The following is a 17420-nucleotide window of genomic DNA, read 5'->3' on the forward strand; positions in this document are numbered from 1 at the left end:
GTCCGTGCCGGAAAAGGATGTTGCTATGAGAAGACTGCCCATTTTCTTCATCCTCGACTGCTCTGAGTCCATGGTCGGAGAAAATCTGAAAAAAATGAATGACGGTCTGCAGATGATCGTCAACGACCTGAAAAAAGATCCCCACGCCCTCGAAACTGCCTGGGTATCCGTCATTGCCTTCGCAGGTGTGGCAAAAACCATTGTTCCGCTGGTGGAGGCAGCATCATTTTATCCCCCTCGTTTGCCCGTAGGCGGGGGTACCAGCCTCGGCAGCGCGCTGCGAGAACTGACGCGCCAGATTGACAGCCAGGTTCGAAAAACCACCCAGGAACGTAAAGGCGACTGGAAACCGGTGGTGTATCTGCTCACTGATGGCAGACCAACTGATGATGTGACCCCTGAAATCAAACGCTGGAATGAGCACTATGCCCGAAAGGTCAACCTCATCGCCATTGGCCTCGGGCCTTCGGCTGATCTGAACGTGCTTCAACAGCTCACTGAAAATGTCCTGTTATTTACCGATGCCCGTGAAGGCGATTTCACCCAGTTTATCAAGTGGATCACGGCATCCGTTTCCGCGCACAGCCGCAGCGTGGGTGAAGAGGCGCCGCCTCTGCTGAACAACACGGATTATATTGTCCGGCTGGCGAAAGATGATGTGGCGAGAGCCTATGATGAAAACTGCGTCACGCTGACCGGCCGTTGCAGCCGCTCCCGCCGCCCTTATCTCATGAAATATGAACGCCCGGACATCAATCTCTCCACCCTCAATTTCAAACTGAACATCAACAGCTTTAATCTCGCCGGATGCTTCCCGATTGATGAGGATTATTTTGAATGGAGCGATGAAACCGCGTCTTCGCTACAGGTCAATACCAGCGAACTGAATGGCGTTCCGGGCTGCCCGCACTGCGGGAACTCCAGCGCGTTTGCCGCCTGTAGCTGCGGGAAATTGCTGTGTATCAACGGTCCCGATGATGTGATCTGTCCGTGGTGTGCCAAAGCGCTTTCATTCAGTGACGATAACGGACACTGTGATTTTGATGTTAACCGGGGCAGAGGCTGATGGAGATCAATGCCAATTTACATCAGAAAGTGCTGTCACAAATCATTGAGACTCACGCACTGACATTGTCAGACGCGCGGCGCGTGGCGCTGTGCGAGGATGCAGAACTGCAGGCGGCATTTGAGCATTTCGTGAGTCTGGTGAGTGAGAAAGCGCAAAGGGATCACTCAGCGCATGAACCCTCAGTCATGGAAGACGAAATGAGAGAGATGCCAGAGGTGACACAACCACTGGAACAGGAGCCCGCCAGCGATATCCTTTCATCGCCTGAACCGGAACTTCCTCCGACAGAAGAGACAAAAACCGCTTCGCCGGTGTCCGTCCCTGAAGAAACGTGGAAACAGGCGCCTTTTCCGTCGTTCGATCAGGAAGAAAACCCGCCGCCCGTGACGGCTAAACCGGTATTAAAACCCGGTCAGGTGCCTTCGGATGCCGACAGGCTAACAGTGACGCCGGTGTTATCTGCGGTATCGGTGGCGAGAATTAACATTGCGAATGCCCGCGCCGGGTCACTTTTCCATTCTGAAATTGACATCACCTTGGATAACGGCGAAAAAGCCACGATTCAGGATGTCTCTTTTTCACAAGATATCGGGCTTACCTTCGATCCCCTGACGTCTTCGCTTCAGGGCACACCAGCCGCCAGTGGTGACCACGAGATTATCGTCACCTGGTCCGCCGGCGATGCCCAATCTCATGCTCAAAAGGTGTTATTTATTGTGAACCCGGATCCGCGCAGTCTCTGGAAAATCATCGATCCGCCGGCTGACGATAAATATTTCAAAGCCAATGTGGATCATCATCAGCTGGACGACAACGGTATCCGCATCGCCGCCGCCAGCCGACGCGGACGTTCGCATGAGCATGTCGGATCTTTTCGTGATGATGATTTTTTCATCTCCCACTGTGCAGACCCTGGCTGGAGCATCATGCTGGTCGCCGACGGGGCGGGCAGCGCGAAGAATTCCCGCGAGGGCTCACGCATTGTCACCGAAACCGTGGGCAAACAGTTGACACAGTATCTCGGGGGGGAGCGTGGCCGCGAGTTAAAAGAACGGGTGCTGAACTGGAGCGCTGAGGATCAGCAGGTCATTGGCGCTGACTTCATTAAACAGTTTCATCAGGCCTCGAAAATGGCCGTCAATAACATCAACAATGCCTCTATTTCGACAGAGGAACCCGTGAAATCCTACTCCACCACTCTGCTGGCGACGGTGACACTCAGAACAGGTGCCGAACTTTTTGCCGCCTCTTTCTGGATGGGTGATGGCGCGATCGCAGCTTATGGCCCGGCGGGAAAAGTCCGTGTTCTGGGTACACCCGACAGCGGTGAATATGCCGGGCAAACGCGGTTCCTCGACCTGGAAGCGTTACAGGATGCTGAATTCAGTAAACGTATCCGCATCGGTAAGTGGCCGGACATCTCACATTTGATCCTGATGACCGACGGTATTTCCGACCCCTATTTTGAAACCGATAATGGGTTGCTGAAAGCCGAAAAATGGGATGCGCTGATCGCTGAAATCGCACCGTCATTGGACGGGACAGGCAATACGGCGGAGCAGCTGGCTGAATGGCTGAACTTCTTTTCTCCCGGCAACCACGATGACCGCACGATCATTGTTTACTGGTGATTAACGATGGCAAATATTATTACGTGTACAACCCGGGATGGAAAAACCATCCAGTACGTTGACGAAATTATTGGTTCCGGGTCGATGAAAGACGTGTATTTCTCACCGGATAAATCTTACGTGGTGGCATTTTATAAGAAGACCCCATCGGCTCAGGCTAAAGAACGCATTGATATGATCACCGGGCGTTACCGGGAGAGCATTTTTGAACAATCAGGCGGTGACTACTGGAAAGGCTTATTCTGCTGGCCAACCAGCGTGGTCGAATCTCAGGGCAAAATCGGGGTAGTGGTGCCCACTTATCAGAATCATTTTTTCTTCAAATACGGCTCTAAAAATAATGATTTCCTGGGTATTAAAGGCCGTGAAAAAGAGGGTAAATGGTTTGCCAGTGCCAACAATCAGAGCAAGTTTTTGGATCCCCGCGAGCGAGGGAACATCCTCAATTATCTCAAGGTCTGTCTGCTGCTGACCAGGGCGGTCAGAAGAATGCATGCGGCGGGTTTATGTCACAGCGATCTGAGTTATAAAAACGTTCTGATTGATCCCGAGCAAGGGCACGCCTGCGTCATTGATATCGACGGGCTGGTTGTGCCAGGGAAATATCCTCCCGACGTAGTGGGAACGCCAGATTTCATTGCGCCAGAAGTGGTGAAAACCAGCCATCTGGAGAAAGACGATAATCAGAGATTCTTACCCAGCATCTCGACCGATCGTCATGCCCTTTCGGTACTGATCTACATGTATCTTTTTTACCGCCATCCTTTACGTGGTGGAAAGATCCACGATATGGATGACGAAATGCGCGACGAGTCGCTGTCCATGGGTGAAAAAGCGCTGTTCATTGAACACCCGACAGATCACAGTAATGCGGTTAAACTCAGTCAGGTGAGCCCTTCTTCTTTACCCTGGGCGGATCCTCAGCAAATCCCGTACACCATTATGGGCCCTTACCTTACGCCTTTGTTTGAAAAGGCCTTTATCGACGGCCTGCACGTACCGGCTAAACGCCCGACCGCCGATGAATGGGAAACTGCGCTGGTGAAAACAGTGGATCTTATCCAGCCCTGCCTGAACCCCGCCTGCGAGCAGAAATGGTATGTTTTCTCAGGGAAAACCCAGCCCGTTTGCCCTTACTGCGCGACACCCTTCAAAGGAAAGTTGCCGATCCTGAATTTATACTCTTCCCGCAAGGCAGGCAGTTACCGACCGGACGATCACCGCCTGATGGTGTGGAGCGGCCAGTCTCTTTTTGCCTGGCACGTTAACCGGCTGATTGCCCCAAACGAAAGAACATCCGACGCGCAAAAAAAACGTGTCGGTTACTTTGTTTTTCACCATGATCAGTGGTGGCTTGTGAACGAAGGGATAACCGGTCTGATGTCGTTGCCCGACAAAAAGAATATCCCCATCGGTGATAAAATCGCCCTGAATGACGGTACTCAGTTTGTTCTCTCTGCCGAAGAGGGCGGAAGACTGGTGGTGGTTCAGTTGGTGTCGGGCTGAGTAAGGTCAATGACGCGGCAGTGAATTGTCTTTCATGCAGAGGGTAAATGAGAGGCTTCACTGCCGTTTTTTTGGTGGGATCATCGCCAGGATTCTGGCGAAGTTACGGCAATCGGTCCGCTTGTCGCTGCAATCCATCGAAGATAGCGCTACTGATTTTTTCGGGAAAATCATCAGGCAACAGAGATTTCACCTCTTCGATCACAGGTCCCGTCTGTTCTTTCAGCTCCGCCATCATGCGAACGATGTTTTCACCCGGATAATCCACGCGTTGAGCCATTGAGACAAAATGCCGCGGGAGAATTCTACTCCAGTGAAAATGCCGGTTACTGCCTTGCAAGGCCATTGCCATCTTCGCTTTTTTCGCCGGGATACCCAGCGGATGCATCAGAGGATATGCCGACATAACATCATAAAGTGGCGTCATCCGGTAAGCACTGCCCGGCTCAATGTAGAGGCTGAAATTCTTGGCATGGCCGTCAATGGCCGCCAGCATCCAGAACAGGATCTGGCTTTTAAAGAAGGTGTCGCGATCTTTTGCCACCTGCTGAGAACCGAGCAACAGCTTCATTGCCGATGCAATACCGGGTCCACCGTCCGACTCATATTTGAGCGCAGGCGCGACACCCAGTGCCTGACAAAAATCCTCCTGCGGCAAACGCATCAACCATGACGCATCCTGCGACCAGCGGCGGTCGAACCTTTCAACGATAAGTACCTTTTGGGCGCCGAAACGCGCAATCTCTGCACGCGCCACCGGAAATCCAAATTTTTCGGCAATCTTCAGGCACAACCATTCATTTTCAACGCTCTCACTCAAATCGATACCATTGTTAGCGATATATCCGATGGGCAGTTTAAGAATATGGCTGGTCGGTGTACTCCCCTGAGGGCGATGCCACTGGTTGCGATACCACAACAACGCAGTTTTCTCCTGAGCTCCGGCAATGGAAATACGGAAATCGTCGATTTCGGCCCCCATGCCTAACGGAGCTTCTTTATAGCCCTTTAGCAGTTGCTCGATCTCTGTATCACTCAAAGGCTGGGCATGGATTTCAGTCACCGGCGAAACCGGTTCACCTTCCGGATACAACTGGATTGCACCCACACAATCACTGCCGATTCGGGAGAGGAGATCAAAGGGTTGCCTGGTGGGGATATGAAAACGTGCCTGAATTCGATTTCGGATGTGTTCGTTGTCGGGGAGAAGATTATCAAAAAAGTTGTACACCACAGAACCACGGAATTTGGCTACCTGCAGCGGCAATGAAAGTGAAATAGCACGAGAGCCGGCACGTTCCAGCCAGCTTTCATGATAGACAAATGACATTTCCCCGCCGCCTGCTTTTTCTAACGTACCCACAATGATGCCGTTCAACGCGAGCGTTAACTTATCCATGTATCACCACTCCTGATCCCAGGTCGTTTTATCCTGTGGATTACTGTTCCTTGGTGTTATTTGCAGTTCCAAATCCAGCGCTGCTAATAATTTAAACAGAGTTTCCAGCCGGGTACCGTCCGGGTAGTTTTCAAATTCTGAAACGGTAGATTGCTTAAGTCCTATCGTTTCTGCTGTTTTACTCTGGCTCAGTTTACGCTTTTTGCGCTCATTCCGGAGGGCATTGGCCAACATTTTTGTCGAAGTTATGTTCATTTTATCCTCCATGGCGGATTTTTTTAGTATATCCCCTAAAAGGGATAAATCAATTTCTATCCTCCAGGGCGGATAAAAAATTAATATCCCCTGCAAGGGATAGAAGTCATCAATTGCCCTCCCCGCCGCCGCATGTTCAAATATCGTTTTTGCGATCTCACAGAAGCGCCGATGAAGAAAAGTGAATTTATCGCTCAGGATTTACTGAGCAAAATTTATCAGCACAGCGGATCACTGCCGGAAAAGTTGCCGCCGGAACGTCAGCTGGCGGAAGAATATGGGGTGTCGCGCTTTACGGTGCGCAAGGCGCTGGAAAAACTGGTGAGTATTGGCGCGGTGCATATTGTACAGGGCTCGGGGATTTACATTAACCCCGGCGTCAGCAGCAATCCGCTGGTATATAACTCGATCACCGAAAAGAAATTCGCTGAGATCAGTTTCAAAATGCTGGAGCTGCACAAGCGGCGGCCGGACAAAGAAGAGCAACAGGTTTTCGATCTGACTGCGGATGATTTTATCTGGGCGTTCACCCGTTTGCGGCGCATCAGCCAGCGTAACGTACAGATTGAATATTCGCGTATGCCGGCCAGTGAATTTGGCGATCTGAATCAGAAGACCATTGAACACTCTATCCAGCAATATGTGCTGAGCAAAGGCTATGCGATTTCACATTCCCTCACCCGCTATCAGGCGGTGACAGTCAGCAAAGAGCAGGCACAGATCCTGGGATGCAAAAAAGGCATTGCCGCCATGCACATTACCAACAGAGGCATTTTGCAGGGCGGCAAGGTTTACGCGTTCAGCGACATTATCGATATCGATTATTCCTGCACCTACGTTATCCCGTTTAATCAGGACAATCTGGCCTTCCGCCAGACTTAAGGTGTGTGGATCACGCCGTCCGGCAGGCGGCTTTGCGTCCATTCGTGCGGCCGGTACACCACCGGAAACTCTGCGGCGGCCTCCTGGTTAAAGCCCACGCCAATCCCCGCGTCTTCTCTCGGATAAAAATAGCCGTTTTCAGGCATCTGCGCGCCGGGGAAAACCTGCTGCGTGTTGGCCGGATACGCCACAAACTCCTGGATCGCCGCGTTGTGCAGATGAATATTCAGGTGCGTGTTCACAGCGGCACCAATCGGGGTCATGTCCGGCGGGCAATGCCACGCCAGGCGCACGCCAAAACTCTGGCAAAAATGCGCCAGTTTTAAAGCCGGTGTGATGCCGCCGATTTGCGAAACGTGGCAGCGGATAAAATCGATCCGGCGGTTGATAATCAGATCTTTCCATTCAGCCGGATTATTGAATAACTCACCGGTCGCCAGCGGTACGGCGGTCTGGCTGCGGATTTGCGCCAGCCATTCGTTCTGATCCGGCGGCAGAATATCTTCGATAAAGTAAGGCCGGTACTGTTCCACCGCTTTGGCGAACTGCACCGCCTGTTGCGGGAACAGCCGTTCGTGAACGTCATGCAGAATGTGGAACTGATGACCGTACTTTTCACGCAGCGCTTTGAACATCGCCAGCGTGTTGTCGATGTACTGATCCTGATCGTAATACGCGCCCGCGGTCGGTTCACGGGTACTGTGAAAATCACGCGCATTGCCGCCGTAGAAGCCCAACTGACAGCGGATATGCCGGTAACCTTCGGCCAGTAAACGGTCCACCTGAGCGAACAGTTCTTCCAGCGTTTCACCTGCCGCATGGCTGTAGGCGGTCACCGCATCTTTCGATTTACCGCCAAACAGATGATACAGCGGCATGTTGGCCAGCTTGCCTTTGATATCCCACAGCGCCATATCGATGCCCGCAATGGCGTTGTTGATCACCGGCCCGTTTCGCCAGTAAGCGTTCACCATCATCATCTGCCACAAATCTTCGATGTGATTGGCATCGCGCCCCATTAGCAGCGGTTTGAGGTATTCATCCACCATCAGTTTGACCGCCAGCGGACGCTGCTGGAACGTCGCGCAGCCCAGGCCGAAAACGCCACGATCCGTTTCAATTCTGACCACCACTAAATTATGGCGATCCGGGCGTGTTATCTGACATTCGATATTGGTAATCAGCACAGGCTGCATGATAAATCCTTAATAAAGACCGTGATCCGTTTTAAAAAAAAGGCGGCGGGAATATTCGTATTGGGGTTATTTCAGCGTATTTTTAGCCTGCTTGTAAACCTTAAATTGAGGCTTTTATTTTGGTTTAAAAGCACAGCTGAATATCACTAAAAAACAGACCAATTTGACTGACACGCACGAAAATGGTGCCTTGCAGTGAAGTTTTGTGATGAAGATCCTGTTTTATTGGTTTGTTTTTAAAAAGGCGCGTCATTACACTCCCCTTCCATCTAACAATGAATAATTAATTTGTCGTCGCGGGGTTCAGGGTGAATACAGAAATAATGCATTCAGTGATTAAACTGGTGGGCGGTGCAGAAAATATCAATAAAGTCTGGCATTGCATGACCCGTCTGCGTTTTGATTTACACGACGAAAATAAAGTGGCCTGGGAGGAAATTAAAAACCTGTCCGGCGTGCTCGGCGCACAAAGTCAGAGCGATCAGGTACAGATCATCATCGGACCCAGGGTGAATATCTGGTACGAGGCCATCGTCTCGCAGCTGGATCCGGTGAGCGTTAACGGCGATCCGGCAACAGGAAATGTTTCCACAAAAGGACGAAAAAGCCTGGTGTCGATGTTCATGGATACCGTCTCCGGCGTGTTCGGCCCGATCGTTCCGGCCATTGCGGGCGCGGGGATGATCAAAGGTTTGCTGGCCGGACTCATTGCCCTGAAAGTGATATCAGCCAAAAGCGAAACGGTGATGATCATCGATTTGATCGCCAGCGGCGTGTTTTACTTCCTGCCATTTTTCCTCGCCGTTTCTGCGGCGAAGATCTTCAAAACCAATGAGTATCTGGCTGCCGCCGTGGCCGCCTGTCTGATGTATCCGACGCTGATGGACGCGGCGAAAGCGCTCGCCAGCCATACCGCCGGGGCACCCACCGCGCTGTACTTTATGGATGTGCTGCCGGTGTCTGTGTTCAACTATTCGGCGAGCGTCATTCCGGTGATTTTCTCGGTGCTGGCGCTGAGTTACATCCACCGCTGGGTGGATAAAATCATGCCGGACGTGCTGAAAACCGTGTTTACCCCGACGCTGACCCTGTTTATCGCCGCGCTGGTGTCGCTGACGCTGATTGGTCCGGCGGGGATTTACCTCGGCAAGTTGCTGGCGTTTGGCATTCAGGGATTGTTCGATGTGTCGGCGGTGTTTGCCGGATTTATTGTCGGCGCGATCCGCCCGGTGGCGATCCTCACCGGGATGCATCACGCGATGACGCCAATTGCCTTGCAGAACTTCACCGATCAGGGCTGGGACATGCTGATGCCGATGATGTTTATGGCCAACATGGCGATTGCGGGATCGACCTTTGCGATTTACTTCCACGTTAAAACCCGCGAACAGAAATCCGTGGTGCTCTCTGCGGCGATTTCCGGCCTGCTGGGGATCACCGAACCGGCACTGTTCGGCGTGCTGACGCGCTACAAAAAAGCCTTTATCGCCACCACCATCAGCAGTTCCGTGGCGTCGGCGTTTATCGCGTTCTTCGGCGTGCGGTTGTACGGCTATATTCTGTCGAGCATTTTCAGCCTGCCCGCTTATATCGGCCCGTACTTTATCTACATTCTGATGGGTGTGGTGCTGTCGCTGGGGCTGTCGTTTACGCTGACCTATCTGATGGTAGTCAAAAATAAAGGCACCGAACAAAGGGTGCCTCTGGTAAATCAAACGCGCTGAGACGTGTCAGGCCGCTGTCTTTGAATGCGCAATCTCAGACAGCGGTTCGTTCTCAATCAGATTGGTCAACCGGCCAATATTTTCAATTTCCACTTCAATTTTGTCATTCTCATGCAGGAACAACGGCGGAACGCGGGTTTTGCCAACGCCGCCCGGTGAACCGGTCATGATCACATCGCCCGGCGAAAGCTGGGTAAAGGTGCTGATGTAGGCGATGATTTGCGGAATGGTATGGATCATATTGGCGGTGGTATCGTCCTGCACCAGCCGGTCGTTCAGCCAGGTTTTGATGCTCAGATTTTGCGGATCACCCACTTCGTCCGGCGTCACCATCCACGGGCCAAACGCGCCCGTTGACGGCCAGTTTTTACCGGCGGTGTACCATTTATGCTGCCAGTCACGCACCGAGCCATCCATATAGCAGCTGTAACCGGCGATATAATCCAGCGCGTCTTCGGCGGAAATGTTGCGGCCGGTACGGCCAATAATGATCGCCAGTTCGCCTTCATAATCGAACTGCTCTGAAGAAGCCGGTTTGATGATGGTGCCGTTGTGGCCGACCTGAGAATCGGCAAAGCGGATAAACAGCGTGGGGGCCGGATTCGTTTCGTTAAACTCTTTGCGCTTTTCCGCGTAGTTCATGCCCACGCCGAAAATTTTGCCCGGACGGTCGATAACCGGCAGGAAGCTGATGTCGTTCAGCTGAAGATCCGCTGGCAGCTCAACGTAGCGTTGCAGCTCCTCAGGAGAATGGCGTGCCATGAATTCGTTAATATCCCGGCATCCTGAGTGGCTGCCGACGTCGACAATCCCCTGTGCCTGAAAGATGCCGAAGCTTTTGGTGTGGTCTTTATTGATGGTGAAATTAACAATTTTCATAGATGCACTTAGATTCTTATTTTACTTAAAACAGGTAAATTCGCTGGCGTTCGTGTTGCGAAAACGGCTTGCCCGTCGCAACGTTGGCGTGATTATTGACCCTGCCTCTCATGCCTTCTACTATATTTTATTATCAAATCGATGAATTTCAGGAATCAATGTTAAATAACAGAGACTTAGAGTATTTTGTGACAGCCGCAGAGATAATGAATTTGAGACTTGCGTCACAAAATTTAAATATAACTCAGCCTGCACTTTCGAAATCCATCACCCGTTTAGAGAAAGAACTGAACATCAAACTGTTCAAACGGGCAGGTCGCGGGCTGGAACTGACCGAAGCGGGGCGGGTGCTTTATCAGCGTGGTTTAGCGCTGCAAAGTTCCTATCTGGAGCTTGGGGAAATCATGAATGAACTGAGCAGCGGCGCGGGCGGCATCGTTCGCGTGGGCGTCTCCGGTTCTGCCACGCAATTCTTACTGCCTGAAATCTGCAAAATGCTGCAATCGCAGGTGCCGAATATGAAACTGGAAATCCAGATCGGCATGAACGACGTGCTTTTTACCTTGCTGGAACGTCATGCGATCGACGTGATCATCGGGCCACTGGTCAATTACGACAGCCCGGTGGTGCAGCTGCCGGTGACCGCAGACCGGGTGATCGTCGCCGCCTCACGCGACCATCCGCTGGCCGGTAAACCCGCCAGCCTGCGTGAACTGAGCCGCTATGGCTGGATATTACCGGCAAAAACCGTCTCGATGCGTCAGTGGCTGGATAAAATGTTCTATGAAAATCACTGCCCGCCACCGGACGTTAAAGTGGAAATCAGTTCACTGGCCTCGGTGCCGGGGCTGATCGCGAAAAGCGGATTGCTGAGCTTTTTGTCGGAGAACATTCTGGTGGAAGAAGAATTTCTGTCGCGGCTGATCCGTATCGATAACGATCAGTTAGTGATGGAACGCCGGGTCGGCATCACCTGGCTGGAGGGTGCTTTTCTTTCCCCCGCCACGCAAAAGGTGATCGACGTGACCAAAAGCGTCGGGCAAAAAATGCAGATGGAAGCCCGCCGGATCCTGGAAGACTAAATACCGGCGGGTAAGGGTTTACACCAGATGGCAGGCCACGCGGTGACCGTTTTCCACTTCACGTAACGCCGGAATGGCCTCCCGGCAACGGGCTATGGCGTGCGGGCAACGGGTGTGGAAACGACAACCGGCGGGCGGTTTTGACGGATCCGGAATTTCCCCGCTGACCATCGCCACCGGTTCACTGTCAGGATCAAGCGTCGGCACTGCCGCCAGCAGCGCCTGCGTATAAGGATGCAGAGGCTGGCGAAACAGCGCATCGCGGCTGGCGGTTTCCACTAACTGGCCGAGATACATCACCGCCACGTCATCACACAGGTGTTCCACCACCCCGAGATCGTGCGAGATAAACAGAAATGTTACGCCGTGATCGTCACGTAAATCCGAGAACAAATTGATGATCTGCGCCTGAATTGACACGTCCAGCGCGGAAATCGGTTCGTCGGCAATAATGAAATCCGGTTGCAGGATCAGCGCGCGGGCGATGCCGATACGCTGGCGCTGACCGCCTGAGAACTCGTGCGGGAAGCGGTTGTAATGCAGCGGCGACAGGCCGCAAATTTTCATCACCTCCGTCACTTTCCCGTGCAGTTGCGCCCGCGTACACAGCTTATGTTCCAGCATCGCTTCGCCGATGGCATCACCAATGCGGATGCGCGGGTTGAGCGAACTGTAGGGATCCTGAAACACCAGCTGAATTTTCGGGCGCAGCGCTTTCAGTTGTTTCGGCTTCAGGCCGTGCAGGTCTTCGCCACGAAACTTCACGCTGCCCGCCGTTTTGTCATACAGCCCCAGCAGGGTGCGCCCGACGGTGGTTTTGCCACTGCCAGATTCACCCACCAGTCCAAAAATCGTGCCTTTGCGGATGTTAAAACTGACGCCATCCACGGCGCGCAGTTGCCCGGTTTCCTGACCGAACACGCCGTCGCGGATCGGGAAATACTTTTTCAGGCCATCCACTTCAATCAGATAGTCAGCGTTCATGGCTGCAGCTCCCTGTTTTTCGTCTCACCTGGCGTACTCAGCCCGCTGTAAAAACACGCCGCCTGCCTGAACTGCCCTTCCAGCGGCGGAATGCCCTGACGGCATCTTTCCGTGGCGCGTGAACAACGCTCGGTAAATGCGCAGTAAGGCGGAAGCGCGGCCAGATCCGGCACCTGACCGGGAATAGAGTATAAACGGCGGCGGCGCTCGCCCGGCGTCGGTCGGGAAGCGATCAGCCCCTGAGTGTAAGGGTGCAGCGGATTGCGCAGCACTTGTGCGGTCGCGCCCTGTTCGACAATTTTACCGGCGTACATCACCACCACGTGATCGGCCATCTGCGCGATCACGCCCAAATCGTGGGTGATCAGCATCAGCGCCATATGATTTTTTTGCGCCTGTTCACGCAGTAAGCGCAGGATCTGCGCCTGCACGGTGACGTCCAGCGCGGTGGTCGGTTCATCGGCGATCAGCAACTGCGGCTTACAGCTCAGCGCCATCGCAATCATGATGCGCTGCAACATGCCGCCGGAAAGCTGATGCGGATAACTTTTCATCAGGCTTTCCGCCCGCGCCAGCCCGACGTTGGTGATCATCTGCGTTGCCTGTGCCCACGCTGATTTCGGTGATTCACCGAGATGGCGGATAAGCGGCTCGACCAGCTGTTCACCGAGAGTCAGCACCGGGTTCAGTGCCGTCATCGGCTCCTGGAAGATCATCGCCAGCTCATTGCCGCGTAAATCGGCCATCTGCGAAGGCCGCAGTTTGAGTAAGTCGCGCCCCTGAAACAGGATCTCGCCGCCATCGATACGCGCAGCCTGTGGCGGCAACAGCCCCATCAGCGACATCGCCGTGACGCTTTTTCCGCAGCCGGATTCACCGACAATGCCGACCGTCTGACCGGGCTGAACGTCAAACGTCACATCCTGCACGGCGCGCACGCGACCCTGATCGCTGGAAAATGACAGGGAAAGCTGGTTAAAACGGATTAAGGGTGGCGTCATTTTTTGCTCCGTTTCAGTTTAGGATCGAGCGCGTCACGCAGGCCATCGCCCAGCACGTTAATCGCAATCACCGTAATAAAAATCGCCACACCCGGCGGCATCCATAGCCACGGACGACGCTGGAAATCGATCAGGCTGTTGGCCGCATCCATCATATTTCCCCACGACGGCGTTGGCGGCACCACGCCCAGACCCAGATAACTGAGCGCAGATTCGCTGAGAATGGCGTTTGCCACGGCCATCGTCGCCATCACCACCAGAATGGGTACGGTATTTGGGAGCAAATGGCCGAACAGGCGACGGCGCGGGGAGAGCCCGAGCACCTGCGTCGCCAGCATGAAATCGCGTTCGCGCAGGGAGAGAATTTGCCCGCGCACCAGACGCGCCAGTTTCGGCCATTCAAGCAAACTGAGCATGACGATCACCATGTACACGCGGGAATCCGGCGAAAAATCCATTTCAGACAGCATCGCGCCCATCACGATCAGCAGCGGCAGGCTGGGAATGGTCATCACCAGATCGGCAAACCGCATGATGATCTTATCGGTGATACCGCCGACATAGCCGGATACCGCGCCCATCAGATAACCGAGCGTGACGGAAAGCAGCATGGTTAACATGCCGATAATCAGTGAGATACGCCCCGCCAGCAGCAGTCGCGTATAGACATCGCGCCCGAGGAAATCGGTGCCCAGCCAGTGCTCTGCATTGGGCGCTTTGTTGATCATCAGCGCGTCCGTGGCGTCATCCTGCCAGGGAGAATAGTAAGGGCCCACTATGCACCAGACCGCCATCACCAGCAGCAGAACCAGACAAAACATCGCCAGACGGTTCTGGCGCAACGCCCGCCAGGCCTGCCGCCACGGTGACGGTGTCACCTGTGCCAGCACCGGAATGTGCGCTTCGCGCAGGCGGCGTTGGGTTGAGAATAAAGAGCCAAACATCACGACCTCACACGAATGCGCGGGTCAGCCCACGCATACAGCACGTCGGCAATCAGATTGCCAAGAATGGTTAATACCGCCAGAAACAGGGTGAATCCCATCAGAACCGGGTAATCACGCGCCGCCAGCGAATCAATATGAATGTGCCCTGCCCCCGGCCAGTTAAAGACTTTTTCAGTGATAAGCGCCCCGGAAAACAGCCCCGGCAGCTCAAACCCCAGCAAGGTGATAATCGGCAGCAGCGCGTTTCTCAGCGCGTGCTTCAGGATAACGGTGCGCTCACGCAACCCTTTGGCGCGTGCAGTACGGATGAAATCCATGCGCACGACGTCCAGCATGCTGGCGCGGAAATAACGCGTCAGGCTGCCCGCCTGCAGCATCACCAGGGCCAAGACTGGCAACACCAGATGCGCGGCCACCTGCATCACCCACGCCCAGCCTGTGGCATCGCTGCCGGTATTGGTCATGCCGCCCACCGGCAACCAGTGCAGATCAACGGCGAACCATTTGATCAGCAGCAGGCAAAGGAAAAACGTCGGGAAGGACATCGCGGCGAAGATAACCACGCTCACCACGTGATCGAACAAAGAATACGGCTTCATCGCCGAGACAATGCCGACCGCCAGCGCGATCCCCCAGTACAACACCATCGCAATGGCCGCGAGCAGGAACGAATTCCAGATGTACTGGTTCAGCAGCTGACTGACGGGGATCTGATATTGCAGCGAAAAGCCCAGATCGCCGCGCAGCAGATTGCCCAGCCAGTGCAGATAGCGGCTGAGCAGCGGTTGATCCAGGCCGTATAAGGCTTTCAGTTCAGCAGCACGTTGCGCGGTCAGCGTGATATTGCCATCGATAAAATCGCCCGGCGTTTTGGCAAACAGCATGAAGATGAGCAGCGAAGCGAGGAACAACATCGGAATGGTTTGAAGCAAACGACGCAGAATGAAATTTCTCATGACTTTCTCATTGAAGCTGCCGGAATAGCCCGGCAGCATCGTTATTTCTGATTATTTGACGATTTTGACGTCCGGCAGACTGCCGGTCAGGCCGTTATAGATATCCGGTTTAAAACCGGTCACGCGGGCGCTGCTGGCGGAAAGGATTTTACGGTTGCCGAGCAGGATCACCGGCGGATCGTTTGCCAGCACCTTGTACAGCTCGTGGTAGATAGGCTTACGCTTTTCGATATCCAGCGTGGCGTTCCCTTCGTTGATCAGCTTATCGACCTGAGGATTGTTGTAGCCCGATTCAGTCGCCTCGGTGCTGTAGTAATCCCACACGCCATCGTGCGGATCGTTAAGCGTGCTGGTGCTGAACGACGCCAGATCGTAGTTGCCCGCTTTACGCTGTGACATCAGGGCGTTGAAGTCCACCACCTGCGGTTTCAGCAGGACGCCAATCTTCTGATAGTCTTCTTTCGCAATCGGGATCAGCGCATCATTAAGCACTTTTTTGCTGACCAGCAGCGTCAGTTCGAGACGTTTACCGTCTTTCACGCGGATCCCGTCACCGCCGACCTTCCAGCCCGCTTCATCCAGTAATTTTTTCGCCTGTGCCGGATCGAATTTGTACGGGTTCACGCCGTCAGTGTTGTACGCCCAGGAGATCGGCGCGATCGGCTCAACCGCCACGGTGCCGTAACCCTGATACACCACGTCGATCAATTTCTGCCGATCCAGCCCGTAAATCAGCGCCTGACGCACTTTCACATCCTGCAAAGCCGGGCGACGGACGTTAAATTCAATCTTGCTGTAATCGCTGGATCCGTACAGATTGATGTTGGCGAAGCCGAGCATTTTCAGCTGTTCGATATCATCCGGACGTGAAGTGAACGCGTCATAATCGGTATCGCCGGTCTGGAACAGCTGGAAGTTAGTTGACGGATTCGTCACACGATAGATAAAGCGGGGCGTTGGCGGAACGCCGCGATAGTAGTTGGCGTTGGCGTGGAAGCGGATCTCCTGCCCCGGAATGTATTTGTCATACACATACGGGCCGTTGCCCAGCGGTTTGCCGTGAAGCGTGCGCAGCGTATCGAGATTTCCGCGCTGATAGCCTTTGCCGTAATAGGCTTTGGAGAGCACCGGCCCGCCGATCTTTTGCAGCGTGGTGGCGCCCGGTTGCGTGGTGTTAACCTGCAACGTCAGAGGATCCACCACTTTCAGGCCGCTCACGCTGTCGGCTTTGCCCTGTTTGTATTCATCACCTCCGGCAATGTGTGCCAGCGTGATATCGGTATCACCATCGTATTTCGGGTCATACAGCACCGTCAGCGTAAACGCGACGTCTTCGGCGGTCAGCGGCGAACCATCGCTGAACTTCAGATCCGGGCGCAGTTTAATGGTATAGGTTTTGCCATCCGGGCTCACGGTCCAGCTCTGCGCCAGACCAGGAACCAGTTTGCCCTGGCTGTCCCAGTCGATCAGACGGGCGAAAATCACGTTCGTGACGTTTTCATCCCAGCCATTAACGAAGAAGTACGGGTTAAAAATCCCCTGAGGTTCGGAGATCCCGGCGATCACCGTGTCCGTGCGCAGTTTCGCCGCCGCAGGCACCTGGCTGGCATCGGTGGCCGGGGTGATGCCTTCTTTTAAAACATCATCAGCGAATGCGAAAGAGGACAGCATCACGGCGCTGGCCAGCAATGCAATTTTAAAAGAAGCAGTACGGCGCGCGCGTGTTGCAGCTGGCGCGAGTGCAGAGCGTAATAACGTAGCCAAAAGAGATCCCTCATCATGAGTGTGCAAACGGTTTACAAAACATGACAAAGAGTAAGGATGCGGTTTGGCCTTGTCTAACAACGAAATAGTATGCCTTATAGCTTTTACAAAGCTTGCTGTTAAAGCCACCAAAACGGGTAATGTG

The 17420-nt window shown here is 53.7% G+C and carries 15 protein-coding genes; 6 read left to right on the forward strand and 9 right to left on the reverse strand.

Annotated features, from left to right (window positions below; translation table 11 throughout):
* Positions 1 to 25 precede the first annotated feature (25 nt).
* Genes J1779_RS17420 through J1779_RS17430 form a run of 3 tightly spaced genes read left to right on the forward strand, consistent with a single transcriptional unit; the run spans position 26 to position 4206 of the window.
* A complete protein-coding gene (locus J1779_RS17420) occupies positions 26 to 1066 on the forward strand; it encodes a TerY-C metal binding domain-containing protein (protein ID WP_217204371.1) in 1041 nt (346 codons plus the stop codon).
* Complete coding sequence (locus J1779_RS17425) at positions 1066 to 2700, forward strand: PP2C family serine/threonine-protein phosphatase (RefSeq protein ID WP_217204372.1); 1635 nt, start codon at positions 1066 to 1068, stop codon at positions 2698 to 2700. Before J1779_RS17420 ends, J1779_RS17425 begins: the two co-directional genes overlap by 1 nt.
* A gap of 6 nt (positions 2701 to 2706) precedes the next feature.
* A complete protein-coding gene (locus J1779_RS17430) occupies positions 2707 to 4206 on the forward strand; it encodes a helix-hairpin-helix domain-containing protein (RefSeq protein WP_056779640.1) in 1500 nt (499 codons plus the stop codon).
* Between the two features lie 103 nt (positions 4207 to 4309).
* On the opposite strand, the gene J1779_RS17435 is transcribed toward J1779_RS17430, so the two are convergent.
* A complete protein-coding gene (locus tag J1779_RS17435) occupies positions 4310 to 5605 on the reverse strand; it encodes a type II toxin-antitoxin system HipA family toxin (RefSeq protein WP_217204373.1) in 1296 nt (431 codons plus the stop codon).
* Between the two features lie 3 nt (positions 5606 to 5608).
* Positions 5609 to 5860 carry a helix-turn-helix domain-containing protein gene (locus tag J1779_RS17440; protein WP_056779646.1) on the reverse strand — a complete coding sequence of 84 codons (252 nt, stop codon included), beginning with the start codon at positions 5858 to 5860 and terminating at the stop codon, positions 5609 to 5611.
* A 171-nt stretch (positions 5861 to 6031) separates the two neighbouring features.
* Between J1779_RS17440 and J1779_RS17445 the strand changes: the two genes are divergently transcribed.
* The gene (locus J1779_RS17445) at positions 6032 to 6742 is read left to right on the forward strand and encodes a GntR family transcriptional regulator (protein WP_217204374.1); all 711 of its coding nucleotides are present in this window, start codon (positions 6032 to 6034) and stop codon (positions 6740 to 6742) included.
* Here the strand turns inward: J1779_RS17445 and J1779_RS17450 are convergent.
* Positions 6739 to 7938: an enolase C-terminal domain-like protein gene (locus J1779_RS17450; RefSeq protein WP_217204375.1), complete on the reverse strand. Its 1200-nt coding sequence runs from the start codon at positions 7936 to 7938 to the stop codon at positions 6739 to 6741. The genes J1779_RS17445 and J1779_RS17450 overlap by 4 nt on opposite strands.
* Before the next feature lie 323 nt (positions 7939 to 8261).
* Here J1779_RS17450 and J1779_RS17455 point away from each other — a divergent pair, with 323 nt between their 5' ends.
* Positions 8262 to 9662, forward strand: a complete 1401-nt coding sequence (locus tag J1779_RS17455) for a PTS transporter subunit EIIC (RefSeq protein ID WP_217204427.1) — start codon at positions 8262 to 8264, stop codon at positions 9660 to 9662.
* Positions 9663 to 9668: 6 nt separating this feature from the next.
* On the opposite strand, the gene J1779_RS17460 is transcribed toward J1779_RS17455, so the two are convergent.
* Positions 9669 to 10541: a fumarylacetoacetate hydrolase family protein gene (locus tag J1779_RS17460; RefSeq protein WP_056779655.1), complete on the reverse strand. Its 873-nt coding sequence runs from the start codon at positions 10539 to 10541 to the stop codon at positions 9669 to 9671.
* A gap of 158 nt (positions 10542 to 10699) precedes the next feature.
* Between J1779_RS17460 and J1779_RS17465 the strand changes: the two genes are divergently transcribed.
* Positions 10700 to 11623, forward strand: a complete 924-nt coding sequence (locus J1779_RS17465) for a LysR family transcriptional regulator (protein WP_183849351.1) — start codon at positions 10700 to 10702, stop codon at positions 11621 to 11623.
* Positions 11624 to 11641: 18 nt separating this feature from the next.
* On the opposite strand, the gene J1779_RS17470 is transcribed toward J1779_RS17465, so the two are convergent.
* The 5 genes from J1779_RS17470 to J1779_RS17490 are packed head-to-tail and all read right to left on the reverse strand — an operon-like array spanning position 11642 to position 17182.
* Positions 11642 to 12607 carry an ABC transporter ATP-binding protein gene (locus J1779_RS17470; protein ID WP_056779662.1) on the reverse strand — a complete coding sequence of 322 codons (966 nt, stop codon included), beginning with the start codon at positions 12605 to 12607 and terminating at the stop codon, positions 11642 to 11644.
* Complete coding sequence (locus tag J1779_RS17475) at positions 12604 to 13608, reverse strand: ABC transporter ATP-binding protein (RefSeq protein WP_217204376.1); 1005 nt, start codon at positions 13606 to 13608, stop codon at positions 12604 to 12606. Before J1779_RS17475 ends, J1779_RS17470 begins: the two co-directional genes overlap by 4 nt.
* Positions 13605 to 14552 carry an oligopeptide ABC transporter permease gene (opp4C, locus tag J1779_RS17480; protein WP_056779667.1) on the reverse strand — a complete coding sequence of 316 codons (948 nt, stop codon included), beginning with the start codon at positions 14550 to 14552 and terminating at the stop codon, positions 13605 to 13607. The genes J1779_RS17475 and opp4C overlap by 4 nt, the downstream gene beginning before the upstream one ends.
* On the reverse strand, positions 14552 to 15511 hold the full coding sequence (locus tag J1779_RS17485) for an ABC transporter permease (protein ID WP_056780137.1): 960 nt from the start codon (positions 15509 to 15511) through the stop codon (positions 14552 to 14554). The genes opp4C and J1779_RS17485 overlap by 1 nt, the downstream gene beginning before the upstream one ends.
* A gap of 51 nt (positions 15512 to 15562) precedes the next feature.
* Positions 15563 to 17182, reverse strand: a complete 1620-nt coding sequence (locus J1779_RS17490) for an ABC transporter substrate-binding protein (RefSeq protein WP_238485211.1) — start codon at positions 17180 to 17182, stop codon at positions 15563 to 15565.
* Between the last annotated feature and the right edge of the window lie 238 nt (positions 17183 to 17420).

Source organism: Rahnella rivi, from assembly GCF_019049655.1.
Lineage (GTDB): Bacteria > Pseudomonadota > Gammaproteobacteria > Enterobacterales > Enterobacteriaceae > Rahnella > Rahnella rivi.